The organism is Pseudomonas sp. NPDC098740, from assembly GCF_044760065.1.
Classification (GTDB): Bacteria; Pseudomonadota; Gammaproteobacteria; order Pseudomonadales; family Pseudomonadaceae; genus Aquipseudomonas; species Aquipseudomonas rossensis.
Genome location: NZ_JBIWAM010000008.1, coordinates 52,411 through 73,579 on the forward strand (window position 1 = coordinate 52,411; position 21,169 = coordinate 73,579).

A 21,169-nucleotide genomic window follows, 5' to 3' on the forward strand; every position below is an offset into this window, starting at 1 on the left:
GGTGGTTGATGGCGAGCATCATCTATCAGGCACTGATCGATAAAAAGCGTAAAAAGTGCCTCAATACAATCGAATAATTTGATATCAAATAACCTCGAAAAATTCTCACCCAACCTTCACTTCATCGCATAAGCCAATGACCTGTAAGCATTTCACTAGAACTGAACGGCAAATGCAGACACCATAGCCCTCAACAGCCTCACACCCTGGAGTCAGCCCGCGTGCCGCAACACACCCCCGATCTTCCTCCTGAACTTCGTCCCCTGGCCGAGATGCCGCTGCTCAAGCGTCTGGCCGCCCGGTTCTTTGGTCACGGCCTGACGCGTCTGCGCGCACAACACCGTGCGTCCTGGTTGCATGGCCAGGCTGACGGCTTTCGCAGCGGGCACAGCGCCGGGGTGGATTACGGCTATAAGGAAGGCAAACTTGAAGGGTTGGAGGAAGGTCGGCAGGTATTGTTGATCCGCGACTCGCGCTCGACCGAACACCGGCCGCCCAACGTTGACGAGAATCTGTTCGACGATTGGCGTCTGCCGTTGAGCGCTGAGTTGAAGAAGCGCATGAAGACGGATGTCGCTCGACTGCTGCCACCGAACGCCCAGCCCAGCGCCGCGCAGTGGAAAATGATCTTCAGCGACACACCCTCGACCTCGGTGATTGCCGGCGCGGGTGCGGGCAAGTCGACCACGTTGGTGTTGCGTATTTTGCTGCTGACCCATTATCTGGGGTTCGAGCTGAGTTCGATGACGGTGGTGACCTTTACCCGTGAATCGCGCAAAGACTTCATCAACAAACTGATCGAGCTGTTTGCACTCTGGGGCCGGTCGCTCAGTTTCAAAGAGGCGCGTGATCTGGTGCGCACCTTCCATTCGCGAATCCTGCCGATGGTTCGCAGTCTGCCGGGCTTCGAGCGTCTGCAAGCCTTCGAAAACCTCAGTCACCGAGCGCAATGCGGCGATGAGGAGGTCGACAGCAATCCTTTCGACCTGCGCATCAATGACGCCCAGCGCCAACAACTCAACGCGTGCTATCACAGCCTGCACACTCGCAATGAGCGCTTTCGCGAATTGATCAAGCCATTGTCCCGTCACGCGCTGCAACTCAAGGAGCTGGAGCGCGATCACCCGGACGTACAAAAACGCATGGCCGTGACCGAACTGGCCGCCAAGCGTGACGAAGAGCTCTGCGACGCTATCGAAGATTTGTGGTTTCGCGCGGGCGCCTGGCCAATCAAAGGCATCGAGCCGAAGCGCCAGACGTTCGATATCAACGGCTCGACATTTCATTGTCATGGCTATATTCCGAGCCTGTACGCTTGGGTGGTGCTGGGATTCGATCCCCGGGAAAACCCGCAGGTCAGCCGCCCTAATGCCAAATTGAGCGTGCGCGCCGAATGGGCGGTCAAGCGCACCCTGTTTCAAGCTTTCTGTCGTAAGCCATTGATATGGCTGGATAGTTACGAGTCATCAAAGCGTGTATTGGCGTCCCTTGGGGGCGATGCCAGTGCCGGGCCGGGCTTCGATTACAAGGTCAAGGGCGAGCTCAGCTCTGCGCCGTTGCTGGACTGTTTTGTCGCTGCCGCAGGATTTATCGAGAATCTTGGCCTGGATGTACCCAATGCCGTGGGCCAGATGAGTTTTGCCAAGGACGACCCCGACCGGTTTTTCTTCGAGGCCTTGAGCCTGTACTGGCGAGCGCTGGAAGATCATCTGCTCGATCAGAAGCCACCGGTGATGACCTACAACCGGATGTTCGCCTTGTTCAGCGAACATTCGCCGGAAAACCTGAAACTGCTGAGCGATGAGCTGCTCAGGCCGATGTCGCACCTGATGATCGACGAATTTCAGGACGTATCGCCGCAGATCGTTTCCTGGATTCGCGCGAGCCTCACGGAAATCCGCAGTCGGGGGCCGGCTATGCACGTGGGGCGCGGCGCACAACGTTCGTCATTGCTCTGCGTGGGCGATGACTGGCAGTCCATCTATGGCTGGCGGGGCAGTTCGCCGACGTATTTCATGGAATTCAACAAGGAATTCCCTTCACCGAGCACGACCAAGGTCATGCTGAGCGACAACTATCGCAGCCATCAGCACATCATCGATGCCGCCGAACATATCGTTCGTGCGGCGCCGGCGATCGCAGGCAAGAAGGCCAAGGCCAGTGGCGAGCCGAAGGCATTGCTGCCGGTTAACGTTCTCGATCGCGACGATCAAGGCATGGCCCAGCGCCTGATGGAGCACTACAGAAAGGGCGATTCAATCTTGATGCTTTATCGAAAAAGCAGCGATAAGTTATTGATAGAAGAGCATATTCAGTCTGTAGTTAATGTTGATTCTAGCTTGCCGTACGAAGCGCGACGGCTGAAGCAACTGACTTATCACAGCGCCAAGGGACTTCAGGCTGATGCCGTGTTCCTGCTGGGTGATTGTCAGCACCTGACCAGTTCTCCGTACAAGAACCAGGTCTACCGCATGGCGGGTTTTGGCAAGACAGGCGACAGCGAAGCGTATGACAGCGCACAGAAAGACGAGATCCTGCGACTGGCTTACGTCGGCATCACTCGGGCGGTGAGTCATTGCTATTGGTATGTCGATGGGCAAGACACCCAGGCGGCCAACTTGCCTAAAGCTTCCGATCGGATCGGCAAAGGCAAAGTGTTCTTTGCCGATCACCGACTGGGCAAGACATCGGCGTGACCGTAAAAGATCGTCGCGTACAAAAAAGCCCACGTAACGTGGGCTTGTTGTTGAGTGTTCAGCCTTCAGGCATAGCTCCTGAGGGCGGCGGGTGGAATGAAAGCCTCAAGCTCGTCTTCCACCGCTTCGATTATTCGTTCTACATCCGCAGCATTCATGACCGTCGCGCAAGGAATGCCGGCGATGGCGATCATGGTCTCGCCACTGGCACGGTCAAATAGACGGGCAATCATGCTGCCCGGCGCATCCATGCTCGCCTCGAAACCCATGGGATGAAAATGCCAGCGCATCAGCTGGCAGGCGTTTGGAAAGGTGACTTTACTAAACCCTTTATTCATGTGTTGCCCGCCTTATTCATCGAGCGCTTCCTTTAGCTCATGTTAGGAGGGAAGAGCCTTCAATGGCTCAACCGGTGACTGCCTTTAAAAGTAGCATCCAGATGTGAAATTAATGTGGATTTTTCAGTCCGTTTAGCGATTGCTTCAGTTTTTTTTGATGCAGGTCACGTGAACGTTGGTTCTTAAGCGATTGGCCACCACCGTTGGCCATTGAAGCTGACGTAGAACTTCGGCAAGCTCGGCTTTTTCTCGTCGAGTCCTTTATGCACGCCGATGATGATGGTCCGCTGCAAACCCCGGCCACGGGTGACACGGTGATGCGTTATCACTTGCGCTGGAAACACCGGGACCTGGACGGGGTGATGGCGCTCTATCACCCAGAGATTCAGTACAGTGATTTTTTCCAGAACCGTGTGATGGGGCTGTCTGAATTGCGTGAGTACGTGCGCAGCAGCATGCCCCGCGATCCCGATGAAGCCCTGGAGCACTCGGACCGTATTCGCCTGGACGGCAACACGGCGTTCATTCAGTACCGCATCACCCTTCGCGGCGGTGAAGGCCTGGTGTCATTCCGGGCCAGCGAGGCGATTACCGTCCGTGACGGACTGATCTGGCGGGTCAACGAATACGCCTCGCTGGTGCATGAACAGCCCGTCAGCAAAGCCGCCAGCAGCCAACGCCCGGCGGTCAGTCGACTCGGACTGTCTGCGCGTCAGCTAAGTTTTATGGCTGAAGACTTGCAGCAGTATTTTCAGCGCCAACAACCTTATCTCGATCCCGAACTCGACCTGCAACGGGTGGCGAAGGAGTGCGGGTATAGCCGCAATCAGATTTCCTATTTGCTGAATCAGGTGCTTGGTCAGAGCTTCTACCGATACGTCAACCAGGCGCGCCTGCAGCATTTGCTCGCGGCACTGGAGAGCGCCACGCTGCCACTGCGTATCGACGAACTGGCGTTTGCCGCCGGGTTCAATTCGCTGTCGGCGTTTTATAGCTGCTTCCGTCAGCACACCGGCCAGTCGCCAAAGGCCTACGTAAAACAAATTTCTTTGCGTGCACGCGCGCAAGACAGCCTCTAAGTCCACGCACTAGGATCGACGCCATCGAAGATTGAGTGGCGGAGTCTTGCATGCCGGCGTGGCGCACTATCAGTTTGTGGATGGATCAACTCGACGAGCCATTATTGGCGCGTCCAGCGCTGGAACAGGATCTGGACGTCGACGTCGCCATCATTGGCGCGGGATACACCGGGCTCTGGACCGCGTACTACCTCAAACGCCAGGCGCCCGGCCTGAGCATCGCCATCGTTGAAGCGCAAACCGCCGGCTTTGGCGCCTCGGGGCGTAACGGCGGCTGGCTGATGGGCAATGTGCTGGGCGAAGACCGCTTGCTCGCCGACTTGCCGCCCGAACAGCGCCGGGCTTCTTTCGATTTGCTGCACGGCATTCCGGATGAAGTCGGTAGGGTCCTCGAGCGTGAAGACATCAACTGCGATTACCGCAAAGGCGGGGTGCTGTATTGCGCTGCCCGCTATCCGGAACAGGAAGCCAGCCTTCGGCACTATCTCGACACGCTCTATAGCCAGGGATTGACCGAAAGCGATTACCGCTGGCTCAGCCCCGAGCAGTTGGCGCAACAGATCAGAGTCGCCAAACCTTATGGCGGTATCTATGCACCGCATGTCGCGACCATTCACCCGGCAAAGTTGGTGCGAGATCTGGCTCGGGTGGTGGAGAAAATGGGCGTCAGGATTTACGAGAACAGCCCGGTCACCCAGTGGCAATCGGGTGGCCTGCGCACCGCGAAAGCCTCGGTTCGCAGCCGTTGGATCGTGCCGGCGGTCGAAGGTTACTCAGTCACCTTGCCACCTTTGGGGCGTTATCAGCTGCCGGTGCAAAGCTTGATAGTGGCCACCGAGCCGCTATCCGCTGCCACGTGGGATGAAATCGGCCTGAGTCGCGGCCAGGCCTTCAGCGAAAACAGTCGCCAGGTCACTTACGGTCAGCGCACGGCTGACAACCGGTTGGTGTTCGGCGCGCGGGGCGGTTATCAGTTTGCTGCCAAGTTGCGCCATGACTTCGACTTGACCACCAGCGAAGTGGAGCTGCGGCTTTATCTGTTTGGCGAACTCTTCCCGCAGCTCAAGAACGTACGGATTACCCATGCCTGGGGCGGCAATCTGGGGATGTCCCGGCGTTTCAAACCGCACATGCTGTGCGATCAGGCCAGTGGCATCGCCTTGTCGGGTGGCTATGGCGGGGAGGGTGTTGGCGCGAGCAACCTGGGCGGCCGGACCCTGGCCGACCTGATTCTGCAGCGCGACACCGAGCTGGTTCGCCAGCCGTGGGTCATCCAGGGAGGGCTCGACGCGCTCCGGGCCTGGGAGCCGGAGCCCTGCCGCTGGCTTGGTTACAACGCGATCATCCGCAGCTTCGCCCATGAAGACCAGACCCTGGCCAACCCGGCCACCGCACCCTGGCGTCGCAAACTGGCCACCGGTATTGCCGGCTTCATGGAAGGTTTCATGCAGTAAACGGCGCGCTCTTCATACATAGGCTCAATCGACAGGTACTCCCATGAGCATCACGCAATTCAAGAACACCGCAAGCCTGAAGCTGGAAGAGTCGAATCCGGTCGCCGTACCGCTGGGCTTGCCCGTGGCGGTGGCCTCGACCACCAGCGTTGAACGCGACGATGGCGTCGAAACCGGCGTCTGGGAATGCACGCCCGGCCGCTGGCGACGGCAGATCGTCGCCCAGGAGTTCTGTCACTTCATCCAGGGGCGTTGCACGTTTACCCCGGATGACGGTGAAACCCTGCACATAGAAGCCGGCGATGCACTGATGTTGTCAGCCAACAGCCTCGGTATCTGGGATATCCAGGAAACCGTGCGCAAGACCTACGCTTTGATTTTTTGATCCTCTGATTGCCTGCCAGCTCTCCAATAAAAAGAAGACAAACCAAACAGGAATCGACTCATGATCCGAAAGACACTGACTCTGGCTCCGCTTGCGTTCTTCGCGACCCTCGGCCACGCGGCCGAGACCGTCAAGATCTACAACTGGTCGGAATACATCGCCCCGGACACCACCAAAAACTTCCAGAAAGAAACCGGCATCGCGTTCAGTTACGACGTCTTTGACAGCAATGAAACCCTCGACGGCAAATTGATGACCGGCAAATCCGGCTACGATGTGGTCTTCCCGTCCAACCACTTCATGGCGCGGCAGATTCAAGGCGTGGCGCTGAAGAAACTCGACAAGAGCCAACTGCCGAACTGGAAAAACCTTAACCCGGCGCTGCTCAAGGCCTTGCAAACCAACGATCCGGGCAATGAACACGGCTTCCCGTACCTCTGGGGCAGCACCGGCATCGGTTACAACATCGCCAAGGTCAAGGCCGTGTTGGGTGATAACGCGCCAGTGGACTCCTGGGATCTGATTTTCAAACCCGAAAACATGAAAAAGCTGCAGAAGTGCGGCGTGGCCATCCTCGACAACGGCCCCGAACTGTTGCCGGCGGCACTGAACTACCTGGGCCTGCCGCATCACAGCAAGAACCCGGAAGACTACAAAAAGGCTGAAGCGCTGCTGATGAAAGTCCGCCCGTATGTCAGCTATTTCCACTCGTCCAAGTACACCAGCGACCTGGCCAACGGTGACATCTGCGTGGCCGTCGGTTTCTCCGGTGACATTCTCCAAGCCGAAAACCGCGCGAAAGAAGCCAAGAACGGCGTCGACATCGGCTATTCGATTCCCAAGGAAGGCGCCGCCATCTGGTTCGACATGGTCGCCATGCCGGTAGACGCCCCGGACGAAAAGGCCGGTTACGCCTTCATGAACTACCTGCTGCGCCCGGACGTCATGGCCAGCATCAGCAACTACGTGCACTACGCCAACGGTAACGAACAGGCCGACAGCCTGATCGACCCGGCGATCAAGAACGACACCAAGGTCTACCCGAGCCCGGACATGATGGGGAAATTGTTTGCGCTGGAGGCGATGCCGCTGAACATCGACCGAGTGCGCACGCGGGTATGGAACAAGATTCGTACCGGGAGCTAAGGCTTCATATTTTGTAGTCATTGGGTGCCGTCGGTTCGACTGGCAACGCTGTTCCAGGCCTCCTTTCGATGGATCAGGAGGCAATGGAATGCCTGTTTATACAAATGCGGGTCAGCTACGCGGTGGGCGTTTCTCTGAGTGCGGACGTATTTATCTGCTAACGGCTGTCGTTGACCAACGGCAGCCGTTTTTTGTTGATTGGCGACTGGGGAGGTTGGTCGTTCAGGAGTTGCGTCAGGCGCAGGAGGAGGGTTGGGCGGATTTTTTGACGTGGGTTGTCATGCCAAACCATATGCATTGCCTGGTGCAGCTGCATGACAAGACGCTGGCGGAGCTGATGTGCCGTATCAAATCCCGGAGTGGTTTGGCGGTTAATCAAGCGCTGGGGCGGCAAGGGCGGCTGTGGCAGAAGGGTTACCACGATCGTGCGGTTCGGCGAGAGGAAGATGTGAAGGCGCTTGCCCGGTATGTCGTGGCCAATCCGATCCGAGCGGGACTGGTGACGCGGGTTCATGACTACCCACTCTGGGATGCGTGTTGGTTGTGATGATTTGGCGACTGCTGCGCAGCCGAACGCAGCCTTCGGCAGCTGCTACAAGGATTGCGGTGCTCGCGAAACCTGTAGCAGCTGGCGCAGCCTGCGTTCGGCTGCGAAGCAGTCGTAAAAACCTAAAACCCAACAAATCTCCAACTGATATCAATGCGCTGGCACTCATATTAATAACTCACTCAAAGTGAGACCCCATCGACAAAAAGAAACTTACCTCTATTTAATAATTAAATAGCTAATTGTCAGACAATTTGCGCAAACCTCCATCTAGCAAACAATATTTCGACACCGCACGCATTGTTTCCGGGTCCTTGCAGGAACAACTCAATTTGACGTCAAAAAAAATGTAGACGTTTGATTTCGAATTGTGTCAGTTTTCTTTCGCCTTCATTGGGCGAGTGATAGGACGATCTCGCCAGAGATTGTCGCTGTCTGACAAAAACTGTTCCATAGCTAAACAAGGAAGTGTGTTTATGTCGAAAGTAAAAGACAACGCTATTGATACCGCCGAACAGGCGTTCCAGCCACTGCAAGCATTGGCTGCATCCAGTTCTGCGTTCAACCAGATCAATAGCTTCAGCCATCAGTATGATCGGGGCGGCAACCTCACGGTCAATGGCAAACCCTCCTTCTCCGTCGACCAGGCAGCTACGCAATTGCTGCGCGATGGCGCTGCCTACCAGGACAAGGACGGCAGCGGCAAAATCGAACTCACCTACACGTTCCTGACCTCGGCGTCGTCGAGCACCATGAACAAGCACGGGATCACCGGGTTCAGCCAGTTCAGCGCTCAGCAGAAAGGCCAGGCCGTGCTGGCCATGCAATCCTGGGCCGATGTGGCCAAAGTCACCTTCACTGACAAGGCTACGGGCGGCGACGCTCACATGACCTTCGGCAACTACAGCGGCGGCCAGGATGGCGCGGCGGCGTTTGCCTACTTGCCTGGCTCCGGCGCGGGTTATGACGGTACTTCCTGGTACCTGACCAACAGCAGCTACACGCCAAACAAGACGCCGGACCTGAACAATTACGGCCGGCAAACCCTGACCCACGAAATCGGTCACAGCCTGGGCCTGGCCCACCCTGGCGACTACAACGCCGGCGAGGGTGCTCCGACCTACAACGACGCGTCCTACGGGCAAGACACCCGCGGTTATAGCGTCATGAGCTACTGGAGTGAAAGTAATACCAGCCAGGACTTCAGCAAGGGCGGCGTCGAAGCCTATTCGTCCGGTCCGCTGATGGACGATATCGCGGCCATCCAAAAGCTCTACGGCGCCAATACCACCACCCGTACCGGTGACACCACTTATGGCTTCAACTCCAACGCCGGGCGCGACTTCCTGAGCGCGACTTCGTCGTCGGACAAGGTTGTGTTTTCGGTTTGGGATGCGGGCGGCAAGGACACGCTGGACTTCTCCGGTTTTACCCAAAACCAGAAGATCAACCTCAATGAGGCCTCGTTCTCCGACGTTGGCGGCCTGGTGGGTAACGTGTCGATCGCCAAGGGCGTCACCGTCGAGAACGCTATCGGCGGTTCGGGCAGCGACCTGCTGATCGGCAACAGCGTGTCCAACGAACTGAAGGGCGGTGCCGGCAACGACATCCTCTTCGGCGCGGGCGGTGCGGACAAGCTGTGGGGCGGTTCAGGTTCGGACACTTTCGTGTTCGCCGCCAGCAGCGATTCCAAACCCGGTGCAGTCGACCAGATCCTCGATTTTGTCAGCGGCCTGGACAAGATCGACCTGACCGGCATCACCAAAGGCGCGGGCCTGCATTTCGTGAACTCGTTCACCGGTGCGGCAGGCGATGCGGTGTTGACCTCTTCGGGCGGCAACAGCCTGTTGTCGGTGGACTTCTCCGGGCATGGCGTGGCTGATTTCCTGGTCAGCACCGTGGGTCAGGCGGCTTACTCCGACATCGCTGCGTAATGTGAGGTGAAAAGGAGGGCGGCGCAGACGCGCTGCTCTCTGCCCCTTGAAATGAGTAAAGCGCCTTATGATCCATAACGGCTTCACCTACAGAACAACCGCGTGGCTATTGGCGACGTTCATGATGTTTTTTGGAGATTTAGCCATGGCGAGCAGCCTGAAATTAGCAGACCCCTCGGAACTGGCCGGCAAATGGCAGGCGACCCTGATCGCCAAAGATGACTCGCCAGAGTCCCAGGCGTTGCAGGACAAACCGTCCAACGTCTGCGTCATCGACTTTCAACCGAAACAGACGCTGGGTGAGGGCGCCGATTGTCTCAGCGCCTGGCTGGACGGCGAATCTGCGATTGGCTGGTTCCCTGAGCCGGATGGCCTGGCGATCACCGGCAAAGAAGGCTCGAAGATTCTATTTCTCAGCCGCCAACGCGACGGATCGTATAAAGCCACATTGAAATCCGATCTGGTCATAACACTTGTGCGCCAGGTGCAATAACACGATTCGACTATAACGCTCGTCATTGCCGACATAAGCGCGACACAACTAGTGGAGGCGCTCTGCCGCCCACGAAAAGTTGTTATTAGTTTGTAAGCGCTACTGCAAAGCCTATATCCGCCCCTGCGCGGACAGTTAATGGAAACTTCGCCAGATAGGGCGAGGAATAACACCTCAGGAATAACCCATGAAGATGGCAAAGAGCCCGGCCACCGCACCATTATTCAAAGCGCTGGGCGACTACAAGAGCATCCTGATCAGCGTCGGTTGTTTTACCGCGTTAATTAACGTGCTGATGCTGGTCCCGTCGATTTACATGCTCCAGGTCTACGACCGCGTGCTGTCTTCGCAAAATGAAACCACCCTGGCGATGCTGTCGTTGATGGTGGTCGGGTTCTTTGCCTTCATCGGTTTGCTTGAGATCGTGCGCAGCTTCATCGTTATCCGCATCGGCAGCCAACTGGAGCGCCGCTTCAACCTGCGGGTCTATCAGGCCGCATTCGAACGCAACCTGTTGAAGGGCGAGGGCAACGCCGGGCAAGCCTTGGGGGACCTGACGCAAATTCGCCAATTCGTCACCGGTCCTGCGCTGTTTGCCTTCTTCGATGCGCCGTGGTTTCCGGTCTATCTGTTCGTGATCTACCTGTTCAATGTCTGGCTCGGCGTGTTTGCGACGGTGGGCACGGTGCTGTTGATCGGCCTTGCTTGCCTCAACGAGACAATGACCAAAAAGCCCCTGGGCGAAGCCGCAGGGTTTTCCCAGAAATCCAGCCAACTGGCCACCAGTCACCTGCACAACGCCGAAACCATTCAGGCCATGGGCATGCTCGGGGCGTTGCGTACACGTTGGTTCCAGGTCCATTCACGTTTCCTCGGCTTGCAGAACCAGGCCAGCGACACCGGCGCCGTCATCAGTTCCCTGAGCAAAACCTTGCGTTTGTGCCTGCAATCTCTGGTGCTGGGCCTTGGCGCCTTGCTGGTGATCAAGGGTGATATGACGGCCGGAATGATGATCGCCGGTTCCATTCTTATGGGGCGCGTCCTGAGCCCCATCGACCAATTGATCGCCGTGTGGAAACAGTGGAGCGGCGCCAAGCTCGCTTACCGTCGGCTTGATTCGTTGCTGCAAGCCTTTCCGCCGAGTGACGCGGCCATGGCGCTGCCGGCGCCGAAAGGCCAGATCGCGTTCGAGCAGGTCAGCGCCGCACCGCCGGGGCAACGGGCAGCCACGCTGCACCTGGTCAATTTCAGCCTCGGTGCCGGGGAAGTGCTGGGGGTGCTGGGGGCATCCGGTTCCGGCAAATCGACACTGGCCCGGGTGCTCGTCGGCGTCTGGCCGACGCTGGGCGGTACGGTGCGGCTCGACGGCGCGGACATTCATCGCTGGAACCGCGACGATCTCGGTCCCTACATCGGTTATCTGCCTCAGGACATCGAGCTGTTCAGCGGCAGCATCGCCGAAAACATCGCCCGGTTCAGCGAGGCGGACCCGCAAAAAGTCGTTGAAGCCGCGCAACAGGCCGGCGTTCACGAACTGATTCTGCGCATGCCGCAAGGCTACGACACCGTGCTCGGCGAGGACGGTAGCGGTTTGTCCGGGGGGCAGAAGCAGCGCGTGGCCCTGGCGCGCGCGTTGTATGGCAACCCGCGCCTGGTGGTACTGGATGAACCCAATTCCAACCTCGACACCGTGGGCGAAGCAGCATTGGCCAGCGCCATTGCGCAAATGAAAGCCCAAGGCACCAGCGTGATTCTGGTGACCCATCGCTCCTCGGCACTGGCCCAGGCCGACAAGCTACTGGTGCTCAACGAAGGGCGCTTGCAAGCCTTCGGTGCAAGCCAGGACGTGCTCAAGGCACTCGCAGCCAATCAGGAGCAGCAGCGGGAAAAACCCGCGCAAGCACCGGGCGGGCTCAGCATGAGCCGGCAGTATCAGCCCTCGACAAGGAATTCGGGTGTATGAGCAACATCAGCGAAGCCACCATGGAACACGACTACCTCGCAGAACGCCCTGAGCGCGACGCGCGTTTCTTCGTCCGCATGGGCTGGATTCTGGCGATCGTCGGCGCCGGCAGTTTCTTCACCTGGGCCAGCCTCGCGCCTCTCGACCAAGGCATTCCCGTGCAAGGCACGGTCGTGGTGTCAGGCAAGCGCAAAGCCGTGCAATCGATGAGCAGTGGGGTGGTCAGCCAGATACTGGTGCGCGAGGGCCAAGTGGTGAAGCAGGGCCAGCCATTGTTCCAGCTCGACCAGACGCAAGTCGCCGCTGACGTGCAATCGCTGCAAGCGCAATACCGCATGGCCTGGGCCAGTCTGGCGCGGTGGCAGAGTGAACGGGACAACCTCAAGCAAGTGAGTTTCCCCGCTGAACTGAGCAACAATCCTGACCCGCGTCTGGCCTTGGTGCTGGAAGGTCAACGGCAGTTGTTCAGCAGCCGCCGTGAAGCGTTTTCCCGCGAACAGGCTGCCTTGCGCGCCAGCATCGAAGGCGCCAGCGCGCAACTGGCTGGCATGCGCCGCGCCCGCACGGACTTGACTGCCCAGGCCAGCTCTCTGCAACAACAGCTGAGCAACCTTCAGCCCCTGGCCGATAACGGCTACATCCCGCGCAATCGGTTGATGGAGTACCAGCGTCAGCTGTCGCAGGTCCAGCAACAATTGGCAGAAAACACCGGCGACAGCGGCCGTGTGGAGCAGGGCATCCTCGAATCGCGGCTGAAACTGCAACAGCACATCGAGGAATACCAGAAAGAGGTCCGCACCCAACTGGCCGATGCGCAATTGAAAAGCGTGACGCTGGAAGAGCAACTGACCTCCGCCGGGTTCGATCTGCAACACAGCGAGATCATCGCCACGGCCGATGGCATTGCGGTCAACCTCGGGGTTCACACCGTGGGCGCGGTGGTACGTCAGGGCGAAACCCTGCTGGAGATCGTGCCTCAGGGGACGAGTCTGGAGGTGGAAGGGCACCTGCCGGTCAACCTGGTCGACAAGGTCGGCACGCACTTGCCGGTGGACATTCTGTTCACGGCGTTCAACCAGAGCCGCACGCCGCGCGTGCCCGGCGAAGTCAGCCTGATCTCCGCCGACCAGATGATCGACGAGAAAACCGGTGCGCCGTATTACGTGCTGCGCAGCAGCGTCAGCGATCAGGCCATGGAAAAACTCAACGGTCTGGTGATCAAGCCTGGCATGCCGGCGGAAATGTTCGTGCGCACCGGTGAACGTTCACTCCTCAACTATTTGTTCAAACCGCTGCTCGACCGGGCAGGTTCCGCGTTGACTGAGGAATAAGGATGTTCCGCTGTATGAATAAGCTTTCCATGCTCGCAGCGACCCTGGCGTTGCTGACCTGCAACAGTGTGCTGGCGATGGGACCGTTCGACATCTACGAACAAGCATTGCGCAATGATCCGGTGTTTCTCGGCGCCATCAAGGAGCGCGATGCCGGCCTTGAAAACCGCGTCATTGGCCGCGCCGGGCTGTTGCCCAGGATCGGTTACAACTACAACAAGGGGCGCAACTCCTCCAAGGCCACCGCCCTCAATGAGCGCGGGCAGAACCGGACCGATGACCGCAACTACAGCAGTTACGGCTCGACCCTCACCCTGCAACAACCGCTGCTCGACTACGAGGCTTACGCGTCGTACCGCAAAGGCGTGGCGCAATCGCTGTTTGCCGACGAAGCCTTTCGCGGCAAGAGCCAGGAATTGCTCGTTCGGGTGCTGGAGAATTACACCCAGGCGCTGTTCGCTCAGGATCAGATCGACATCGCGCAAGCCAAGAAAAAGGCTTTCGAGCAACAGTTCCAGCAGAACGAACACATGTTCCGACAGGGCGAGGGTACGCGCACCGACATCCTTGAGGCCGAGTCCCGCTATGAACTGGCCACGGCCGAGGAAATCGAAGCCCGTGACGAGCAAGACGCGTCGTTACGAGAGCTGGGCGCGCTGATTGGCGTGCCGGCGATCAACATCGGGGATTTGGCGCCGCTGGACCAGAGTTTCCAGACGTTCACCCTGCAGCCGGCCAACTTCGATACCTGGCACGAGATGGCCGTGGCCAACAACCCGAATCTCGCTTCGCAGCGCCATGCCGTGGAAGTCGCGCGTTATGAAGTCGAACGCAACCGCGCCGGACACCTGCCCAAAGTCAGTGCCTACGCCTCGGTGCGCCAGAACGAGTCGGAAAGTGGCAACACCTACAACCAGCGTTACGACACCAACACCATCGGGATTGAAGTCAACGTGCCGCTGTATGCGGGCGGCGGGGTTTCCGCATCGACCCGTCAGGCCAGCCGCACCATGGAGCAGGCCGAGTACGAACTGGACGGCAAGACCCGGGAAACCCTGATCGAGCTGCGTCGGCAGTTCAGCGCCTGCCTGTCGGGCGTGAACAAGTTGCGGGCTTATCAGAAAGCCCTGAAGTCTGCCGAAGCGCTGGTGGTTTCGACCAAGCAAAGCATCTTGGGCGGTGAGCGCGTCAACCTCGATGCGCTGAACGCCGAACAACAACTATTTACCACCCGCCGGGATTTGGCTCAGGCACGCTACGACTACTTGATGGCCTGGACCAAGTTGCATTACTACGCCGGGACATTGAATGAGCAGGATTTGGCCAAGGTTGACGAGGCGTTCGGCCAAGGCCCGAGGAGTTAATGAGTTGAACCTGTAATTGGATGGCGCAGCCTGCGTTCGGCTGCGAAGCAGTCGCCATTCGGTCTATCTGACAAACCGTACTGTCAGGTTTTACGACTGCTACGCAGCCGAACGCAGGCTGCGCCAGCTGCTACAGGGGATGCGTTGCTGCCCGTTTTGGGCAACCAGAATTCTAAAAACGCCAAAAAAGCGAGAAGTCATGAACATGGACGTACAGATCAAGCCGATGGCGGTCGGCACGCTATTACTCCTGGTGTCAGCAATGCCCGTCTCGGTGCAAGCCGCTTACCTGGAAACCGGCGTACCCGGTGATGCCGCCAGTTGGCGCTCGGCAGAGTTCCAGCGCGACTGGGGACTCGCCCGCATGAAAGCCGATCAAGCCTATGCCGCCGGCATCACGGGCAAAGGCGTGAAAATCGGCGAGCTCGATTCAGGCTTCGATGCTTCCCATCCCGAATTCGCTACCGACCGTTACCACGCGGTGACAGCCAGCGGCAGTTACGTTGACGGCTCCCAGTTCAATGTCGACGGCACACTCAACGCCAACAACGATTCCCACGGCACGCACGTCGCCGGCACCATCGGCGCTTCCCGCGACGGCACCGGCATGCACGGCGTGGCCTACAACGCGCAGGTCTACGTCGGCAACACCAACAAGAACGATAGCTTCCTGTTCGGTCCCAATCCTGATCCACGCTACTTCAAAGCGGTCTATAACGCGTTGGCGGATGCCGGTGTGCGAGCGATCAACAACAGCTGGGGCAGTCAGCCACCGGATGTCAGCTATCGGACCCTCGACGATCTGCATGCGGCCTACGCCCAGCACTGGAACAAAGGCACCTGGCTCGATGAGGCAGCAGACGTTTCCCGACGCGGGGTGATCAACGTGTTCAGCGCCGGTAACAGCGGTTACCCCAACGCCAGCGTGCGTTCAGCCTTGCCCTATTTTGAGCCGGACCTGGAAGGCCATTGGCTGGCGGTGTCGGGGCTGGATCAAGGCAACCAGCAGAAATACAACCAGTGCGGGATTGCCAAGTATTGGTGCATCACCACCCCCGGCGCGAAGATCGACAGCACCATTCCCGGCGCAGGCTATGCGATCAAGTCCGGCACCTCCATGTCCGCGCCGCATGCCACCGGTACCCTGGCACTGGTGATGGAACGCTATCCGTACATGAACAACCAGCAGGCGCTGGAAACCCTGCTGACCACCGCCACCCAACTCGACGGTTCGATTACCGAGGCGCCGAATACCCGCGTCGGCTGGGGCGTGGCCAACCTCGAACGGGCGATGCGCGGGCCGGGGCAATTACTCGGACGTTTCGACGCCAATCTGGGGGCAGGGCAGAGCGATGTCTGGAGCAACAACATCACCGACAAGGCGCTGATTCAGCGTCAGGGCGAAGACGCGACGGAACACAGTGCCTGGCAACAGACACTCAAGACCAAAGGTTGGGAGAACGGTGTGCCGGTCGGTGCCAGCCAGCAGGATCAGACCGACTATGCGGTGGGCATGGCCCGCGATCTCGCCGCCGCCACTCGAGTCTACGAAGGCAGCCTGATCAAGTCCGGTGCCGGACGCCTGATGCTGACCGGCGACAATACCTGGCGCGGGCCGACCACGGTGAATGGCGGTCTGCTGTCGATCAACGGTTCGCTGGCATCGCAAGTGACCGTTAATGACAGCGGCACGCTGGGTGGGTCGGGACGCGTCGGCGCACTGACCGCCAACCGCGGCGCTACGGTTGCGCCCGGCAATTCCATTGGCATCTTGCAGGTCAGCGGCGACGTCACGTTTGCGCCGGGTTCGACCTACGCGGTAGAGCTATCGCCGACCGAGAGTGACCGGATCGTCGCGGGCGGCACGGCCACGGTCAGCGGCGCGACCGTCAGCCTTTCCCTGGAAAACAGTCCGACCTTGCTCAGCACTCAACAAGTGCAAAGCCTGCTCGGTCATCAATACAACATCCTGCAAGCGGCCGGCGGCATTCAAGGTCAGTTCGGGGCGGTGCTGCCCAACTATCTGTTCATGGGTGGCAGCCTCGATTACGCCGCCACCGGAATTCAATTGAGTGTCGAGCGTAACGACACGACCTTCGCCAGCGTCGGCCAAACGCCGAGCCAGCGCGCCGTAGCCTCCGCCGTTGAAGGGCTTGGGGTGGGCAATCCGGTTTACGAAAGCCTGCTGCTGTCGCCCACCGCGACGTCCGCCCAACAGGCGTTTCAGCAGTTGTCGGGGGAAATCTATCCGGCGCTGGGCTCGGTACTGATCAATGACAGCCGCTACCTGCGTGATGCTGTCGGCGAGCGACTGATTGACGCCCAAGGCACTCAAAGCAATGGCTGGATCAAGGCGCTGGGCGCTTGGGGCAAAACTGATGAGCGCCATGACACCGCCGGTTACACTACCTCGATTGGCGGTTTGCTCGCCGGTGTCGACGGTGCGCTCGATGAGCAAACCCGGATCGGTCTGGTCACCGGCTATAGCGACAGCTCGGTGAGCATGGGCTCTGGCACTCACTCATCGGCCAAGGTCGACAGCTATCACCTGGGTGCTTATGCCGGCCGCGAGTTGGGTGCCTGGCGTCTGAGTGGCGGCGGTGCCTACAGCTGGCATCGGGCCGACGTCAAGCGTGACCTGCAATACGGCGACGTCAGCGCCAAACAGAAAGCCAAGGTCGATGCCGGGACCACCCAAGTGTTTGGTGAAGCGGCGTATCGCCTGAACCTGCAATCTCTGGCGCTCGAACCCTTCGCGAACCTGACCTACGTGCACCTCGACACCGAAGGTTTCACCGAGAAAGGTGACGCCGCCGCACTGAAAAGCAGTGGCGACACGCGTGACGCGGTGCTCAGCACGTTGGGCGTGCGCGCATTGAAAACCGTGAGCCTGTCCGGCCAGCAGAAGTTGGACCTGAGTGGCAGCCTCGGCTGGCAGCACAACCTGAGCCATACCGATTCTGAAGAGCACCTGGCGTTTGCCGGCGGCAGCACAGCGTTTTCCGTGGAAAGTTCGCCAATGGTGCGTGATGCGGCGCTGGTGGGCGCCCATGCCAGCCTGGCCCTGAGCCGGGACATCCGCTTGAGCCTCGATTACACCGGCCAACTGGCCAGCCGCGAGAAGACCCATGGCGTAGGGCTCAGCCTCAACTGGCAGTTTTAACGCAGAACCTGTAGCAGCTGGCGCAGCCTGCGTCCGGCTGCGAAGCAGTCGCAAAATCAGACACTGCGGTCCATCAGTTACACCGTGCATTCAGGGTTTACGACTGCTGCGCAGCCGAACGCAGGCTGCGCCAGCTGCTACAGGACGTGTGAATTTGAAGGGTGCTTTTCAAGGCACAGGGATTTTGGCAACACAACTAAGGACGGTCGCTGGATGAATAACAAGCACAACAACCTTGCCTTGCTCTGCGCATTGGCCACCCTCGGTACCGCGCAAGCGGCGCCTTACGTGGAAAACGGTAGAGCGGGCGATCCCAACAGTTGGCGCAGCCCTGAATTCAATGCCGATTGGGGGCTGGGAGCGGTCAACGCACAAGAGGCCTACGCCGCCGGTTACACCGGCAAAGGCGTGAAGCTGGGGATCTTCGACCAACCGGTCTACGCCGCGCATCCGGAGTTTTCCGGCACCAACAAGGTGATCACTCTGGTCACCAGCGGCATCCGCGAATACACCGACCCGTACATCCCGGTCAAAGCCGGCGATGCGTTTCGCTACGACGGTTCGCCCTCGATCGGTTCCGACGGCAAGCTGGGTGCCCACGGCACCCACGTTGGCGGAATCGCTGCCGGCAGTCGCGATGGCGGCCCGATGCATGGCGTGGCGTTTGGCTCGCAGATCATCAGTGCGGACAACGGCGATCCGGGCCCGGAGGACGGCATCATTCGCGGCAACGACGGCGCGGTCTACAAGGCCGGTTGGGATGCCTTGATCGCCAGCGGCGCGCGGATCATCAATAACAGTTGGGGCATCGGCATCACCGATCGCTTCGACCTCGGCGGACGCAACCCCGCCTACCCGCATTTCACCGTGCAAGACGCGCAATTGCAGTTCAACGAGATCCGTCCGTTGCTCGGGACCAAACCGGGCGGAGCCTACGACGGCGCCATCGCGGCGGCCCGCAGCGGTATCGTGACGATCTTCGCGGCCGGCAACGACTACAACCTCAACAACCCGGACGCTATCGCAGGCCTGGGCTATTTCGTCCCGGACATCGCGCCGAACTGGGTGACCGTGGCGGCGTTGCAGAAAAACCCGGACCTCAACAGCCCGGACCTCTACAACATCAGCACCTTCTCATCGCGCTGCGGCTACACCGCAAGCTTTTGCGTGTCCGCACCGGGCAGCAAGATCTACAGCTCGATCATCAGCGGTACCAACGCCGGCAACCTGACCACCGGCTACGCCAACTACAACGGCACCTCGATGGCGGCGCCGCATGTCGCCGGTTCCATGGCCGTGTTGATGGAACGCTTCCCGTACATGACCGGCGCCCAGGTCGCCAGCGTACTGCGCACCACGGCCACCGACCTCGGTGCGCCGGGTGTCGACGCGTTGTACGGCTGGGGGATGATCAACCTGCGCAAAGGCATCGATGGCCCGGCGATGTTGGTCACCGAGCAAGACATTCCCGAGGAGTTCCGCATCCAGGGTGCCTACGGTTCGAGCCAGTTTGTCGCGGATTTGCCAGGCATCGGCGCGATTATCGACGCGGGCAAACCGACCGAACGCGTGTGCAATGACGTGCACTGCGGCCTCGACACGTGGCGCAACGACATTTCCGGCCATGGTGGCCTGACCAAGCAGGGCATCGGCACGCTGGTCATGACTGGCGCCAACACCTACGCCGGCCCGACGCTGGTCAATCAGGGCCGATTGGCAATCAACGGCTCGCTGCTCTCGGCGGTCACCGTCAACGACAGCGGGATCCTCGGCGGTAATGGCCGCATCGGCGCATTGACCGCGAAAAGCGGTGGCACCGTAGCGCCAGGCAACTCCATCGGCATCTTGCAAGTTGCGGGCGACGTGACCTTCGAACCTGGCTCGACCTACGCCGTGGAGTTGTCGCCGACCAGCAGCGATCAGATCGTGGCGGGCGGCAAAGCGGTGATCGACGGCGCTACCGTCAGCCTGTCCCTGGAAAACAGCCCGACCTTGCTGACCACCAGCGAAGTGAAATCCCTGCTCGGCCATCAGTACAACATTCTGCAAGCGGCCGGCGGGATCGAAGGCCGTTTCGGCGCCGTGCTCCCGGATTATCTGTTCATCGGAGGCACACTCGGCTACTCGGCCAATGGCATCCAACTGGCGGTAGAGCGCAACGCAGCGTCCTTCGCCAGCGTCGGCCAAACCCCGAATCAACGCGCCGTCGCCGCGGCCGCCGAGCAACTGGGCGCCGGCAATCCGCTCTATGAAACCTTGCTGCTTTCGCCGACCGCCGCCGTCGCGCAACAAGCCTTCCAGCAACTGTCCGGTGAGATTCACCCGGCGATCGGCACGCTGCTGATCAACGATAGCCGTTACCTGCGCGATGCCGTTGGCGAGCGCCTTCGTGAACGTGATCTGTTTGACGCCGCGGCACCCACCGATGACCGCAGCAACGCCTGGGTCAAAGTCCTTGGCGCCTGGGGCAAGAGCGATGGCGGGCATGACAACGCCAGTTCCAACAGCTCCATCGGCGGCTTGCTGGCCGGTGTCGACGGTCTGATCACTGAAGATACACGGCTGGGTTTCGTGACCGGTTACAGCGACAGTTCGTTGAGCATGGGCGATGGCACACATTCGTCAGCCTCCGTCGACAGCTACCACTTGGGCGCCTATCTGGGCCATGAAATCGATGCACTGCGTCTGAGCGTCGGTGGCGCTTACAGCTGGCACCGCATCGACGTGAAACGTGACCTGCAATTGGGCGACGTCAGCGGCAAACAGAAATCCAAACGCGATGCGACAACCGCACAACTGTTTACTGAAGCGGCGTATCGCCTGGACCTGCAACCGCTGGCACTGGAACCGTTCGCCAACCTGGCTTATGTGCACCTGAACAGCGACAGCTTCACCGAAAAAGGTGATGCCGCAGCGCTCAAGGGTGGCGAAGACAACCGCGACGCCGTGCTCTCGACCCTCGGTCTGCGGGCGAGCAAAGCGATTGCCCTGACGGACCAACAGCAGCTGGAACTGTCCGGCACGCTGGGCTGGCAGCACAACCTGAGCAACACCCGTTCCGAAGATCATCTGGCCTTCGCCAACGGCAATACCGCGTTCAGCGTGCAGAGCGTTTCCCTGGATCGTAACGCCGCCGTTGTGGGTGCGCGGGCCGGTTTGGCGGTGGCGCAGGACGTTCGTTTGAGCCTGGATTACAACGGCCTGCTCGGCTCCCGCGAGAAAGACCACGGTGTGGGTCTGACGCTCGACTGGCAGTTCTGATTTGACGCAAAGGAA

14 protein-coding genes are annotated in these 21,169 nt (G+C 59.6%); 13 read left to right on the forward strand and 1 reads right to left on the reverse strand.

What is annotated here, in order from left to right; genetic code table 11:
* Positions 1 to 221: 221 nt before the first annotated feature.
* A complete protein-coding gene (locus ACIQU2_RS12280) occupies positions 222 to 2,696 on the forward strand; it encodes a UvrD-helicase domain-containing protein (protein ID WP_403140871.1) in 2,475 nt (824 codons plus the stop codon).
* A 65-nt stretch (positions 2,697 to 2,761) separates the two neighbouring features.
* Here ACIQU2_RS12280 and ACIQU2_RS12285 read toward each other — a convergent pair whose 3' ends face one another.
* Positions 2,762 to 3,034, reverse strand: a complete 273-nt coding sequence (locus ACIQU2_RS12285) for a DUF1652 domain-containing protein (RefSeq protein WP_008156356.1) — start codon at positions 3,032 to 3,034, stop codon at positions 2,762 to 2,764.
* A 263-nt stretch (positions 3,035 to 3,297) separates the two neighbouring features.
* Here ACIQU2_RS12285 and ACIQU2_RS12290 point away from each other — a divergent pair, with 263 nt between their 5' ends.
* From ACIQU2_RS12290 to ACIQU2_RS12345, 12 genes are all read left to right on the forward strand, one after another.
* Positions 3,298 to 4,113, forward strand: a complete 816-nt coding sequence (locus ACIQU2_RS12290) for a helix-turn-helix domain-containing protein (RefSeq protein WP_347804713.1) — start codon at positions 3,298 to 3,300, stop codon at positions 4,111 to 4,113.
* A gap of 50 nt (positions 4,114 to 4,163) precedes the next feature.
* The gene (locus ACIQU2_RS12295; RefSeq protein ID WP_403140875.1) at positions 4,164 to 5,567 is read left to right on the forward strand and encodes an NAD(P)/FAD-dependent oxidoreductase; all 1,404 of its coding nucleotides are present in this window, start codon (positions 4,164 to 4,166) and stop codon (positions 5,565 to 5,567) included.
* A 43-nt stretch (positions 5,568 to 5,610) separates the two neighbouring features.
* Positions 5,611 to 5,952: a cupin domain-containing protein gene (locus tag ACIQU2_RS12300; RefSeq protein ID WP_403140877.1), complete on the forward strand. Its 342-nt coding sequence runs from the start codon at positions 5,611 to 5,613 to the stop codon at positions 5,950 to 5,952.
* Between the two features lie 60 nt (positions 5,953 to 6,012).
* A complete protein-coding gene (locus ACIQU2_RS12305) occupies positions 6,013 to 7,098 on the forward strand; it encodes a polyamine ABC transporter substrate-binding protein (protein ID WP_403140880.1) in 1,086 nt (361 codons plus the stop codon).
* An 88-nt stretch (positions 7,099 to 7,186) separates the two neighbouring features.
* The gene (locus tag ACIQU2_RS12310; protein ID WP_403140882.1) at positions 7,187 to 7,645 is read left to right on the forward strand and encodes an REP-associated tyrosine transposase; all 459 of its coding nucleotides are present in this window, start codon (positions 7,187 to 7,189) and stop codon (positions 7,643 to 7,645) included.
* Positions 7,646 to 8,121: 476 nt separating this feature from the next.
* Positions 8,122 to 9,579 carry a serralysin family metalloprotease gene (locus tag ACIQU2_RS12315; RefSeq protein ID WP_403140884.1) on the forward strand — a complete coding sequence of 486 codons (1,458 nt, stop codon included), beginning with the start codon at positions 8,122 to 8,124 and terminating at the stop codon, positions 9,577 to 9,579.
* Between the two features lie 67 nt (positions 9,580 to 9,646).
* A complete protein-coding gene (locus ACIQU2_RS12320; protein ID WP_283180363.1) occupies positions 9,647 to 10,072 on the forward strand; it encodes an AprI/Inh family metalloprotease inhibitor in 426 nt (141 codons plus the stop codon).
* Between the two features lie 187 nt (positions 10,073 to 10,259).
* Positions 10,260 to 12,035, forward strand: coding sequence for a type I secretion system permease/ATPase (locus ACIQU2_RS12325; RefSeq protein WP_403140889.1), 1,776 nt, complete (start codon positions 10,260 to 10,262; stop codon positions 12,033 to 12,035).
* Positions 12,032 to 13,366 (forward strand): HlyD family type I secretion periplasmic adaptor subunit, encoded by a 1,335-nt coding sequence (locus ACIQU2_RS12330; RefSeq protein ID WP_403140891.1) that lies wholly within the window; start codon positions 12,032 to 12,034, stop codon positions 13,364 to 13,366. The genes ACIQU2_RS12325 and ACIQU2_RS12330 overlap by 4 nt, the downstream gene beginning before the upstream one ends.
* A 2-nt stretch (positions 13,367 to 13,368) precedes the next feature.
* Positions 13,369 to 14,730 (forward strand): TolC family outer membrane protein, encoded by a 1,362-nt coding sequence (locus ACIQU2_RS12335; RefSeq protein WP_403140894.1) that lies wholly within the window; start codon positions 13,369 to 13,371, stop codon positions 14,728 to 14,730.
* A gap of 205 nt (positions 14,731 to 14,935) precedes the next feature.
* On the forward strand, positions 14,936 to 17,893 hold the full coding sequence (locus ACIQU2_RS12340) for an autotransporter domain-containing protein (protein ID WP_403141247.1): 2,958 nt from the start codon (positions 14,936 to 14,938) through the stop codon (positions 17,891 to 17,893).
* 213 nt (positions 17,894 to 18,106) lie between these two features.
* Positions 18,107 to 21,154: an autotransporter domain-containing protein gene (locus ACIQU2_RS12345; RefSeq protein ID WP_403140897.1), complete on the forward strand. Its 3,048-nt coding sequence runs from the start codon at positions 18,107 to 18,109 to the stop codon at positions 21,152 to 21,154.
* Positions 21,155 to 21,169 lie beyond the last annotated feature (15 nt).

Excerpts from the sequence above, each read along its gene's own strand:
- ACIQU2_RS12305 (WP_403140880.1), top strand. The coding sequence starts at position 6,013 with ATGATCCGAAAGACACTGACTCTGGCTCCGCTTGCGTTCTTCGCGACC.
- ACIQU2_RS12315 (WP_403140884.1), top strand. The coding sequence starts at position 8,122 with ATGTCGAAAGTAAAAGACAACGCTATTGATACCGCCGAACAGGCGTTC.
- ACIQU2_RS12295 (WP_403140875.1), top strand. The coding sequence starts at position 4,164 with ATGCCGGCGTGGCGCACTATCAGTTTGTGGATGGATCAACTCGACGAG.
- ACIQU2_RS12330 (WP_403140891.1), top strand. The coding sequence starts at position 12,032 with ATGAGCAACATCAGCGAAGCCACCATGGAACACGACTACCTCGCAGAA.
- ACIQU2_RS12340 (WP_403141247.1), top strand. The coding sequence starts at position 14,936 with ATGGACGTACAGATCAAGCCGATGGCGGTCGGCACGCTATTACTCCTG.
- ACIQU2_RS12320 (WP_283180363.1), top strand. The coding sequence starts at position 9,647 with ATGATCCATAACGGCTTCACCTACAGAACAACCGCGTGGCTATTGGCG.
- ACIQU2_RS12285 (WP_008156356.1), bottom strand. The coding sequence starts at position 3,034 with ATGAATAAAGGGTTTAGTAAAGTCACCTTTCCAAACGCCTGCCAGCTG.
- ACIQU2_RS12335 (WP_403140894.1), top strand. The coding sequence starts at position 13,369 with ATGTTCCGCTGTATGAATAAGCTTTCCATGCTCGCAGCGACCCTGGCG.
- ACIQU2_RS12345 (WP_403140897.1), top strand. The coding sequence starts at position 18,107 with ATGAATAACAAGCACAACAACCTTGCCTTGCTCTGCGCATTGGCCACC.
- ACIQU2_RS12325 (WP_403140889.1), top strand. The coding sequence starts at position 10,260 with ATGAAGATGGCAAAGAGCCCGGCCACCGCACCATTATTCAAAGCGCTG.
- ACIQU2_RS12310 (WP_403140882.1), top strand. The coding sequence starts at position 7,187 with ATGCCTGTTTATACAAATGCGGGTCAGCTACGCGGTGGGCGTTTCTCT.
- ACIQU2_RS12300 (WP_403140877.1), top strand. The coding sequence starts at position 5,611 with ATGAGCATCACGCAATTCAAGAACACCGCAAGCCTGAAGCTGGAAGAG.
- ACIQU2_RS12290 (WP_347804713.1), top strand. The coding sequence starts at position 3,298 with ATGCACGCCGATGATGATGGTCCGCTGCAAACCCCGGCCACGGGTGAC.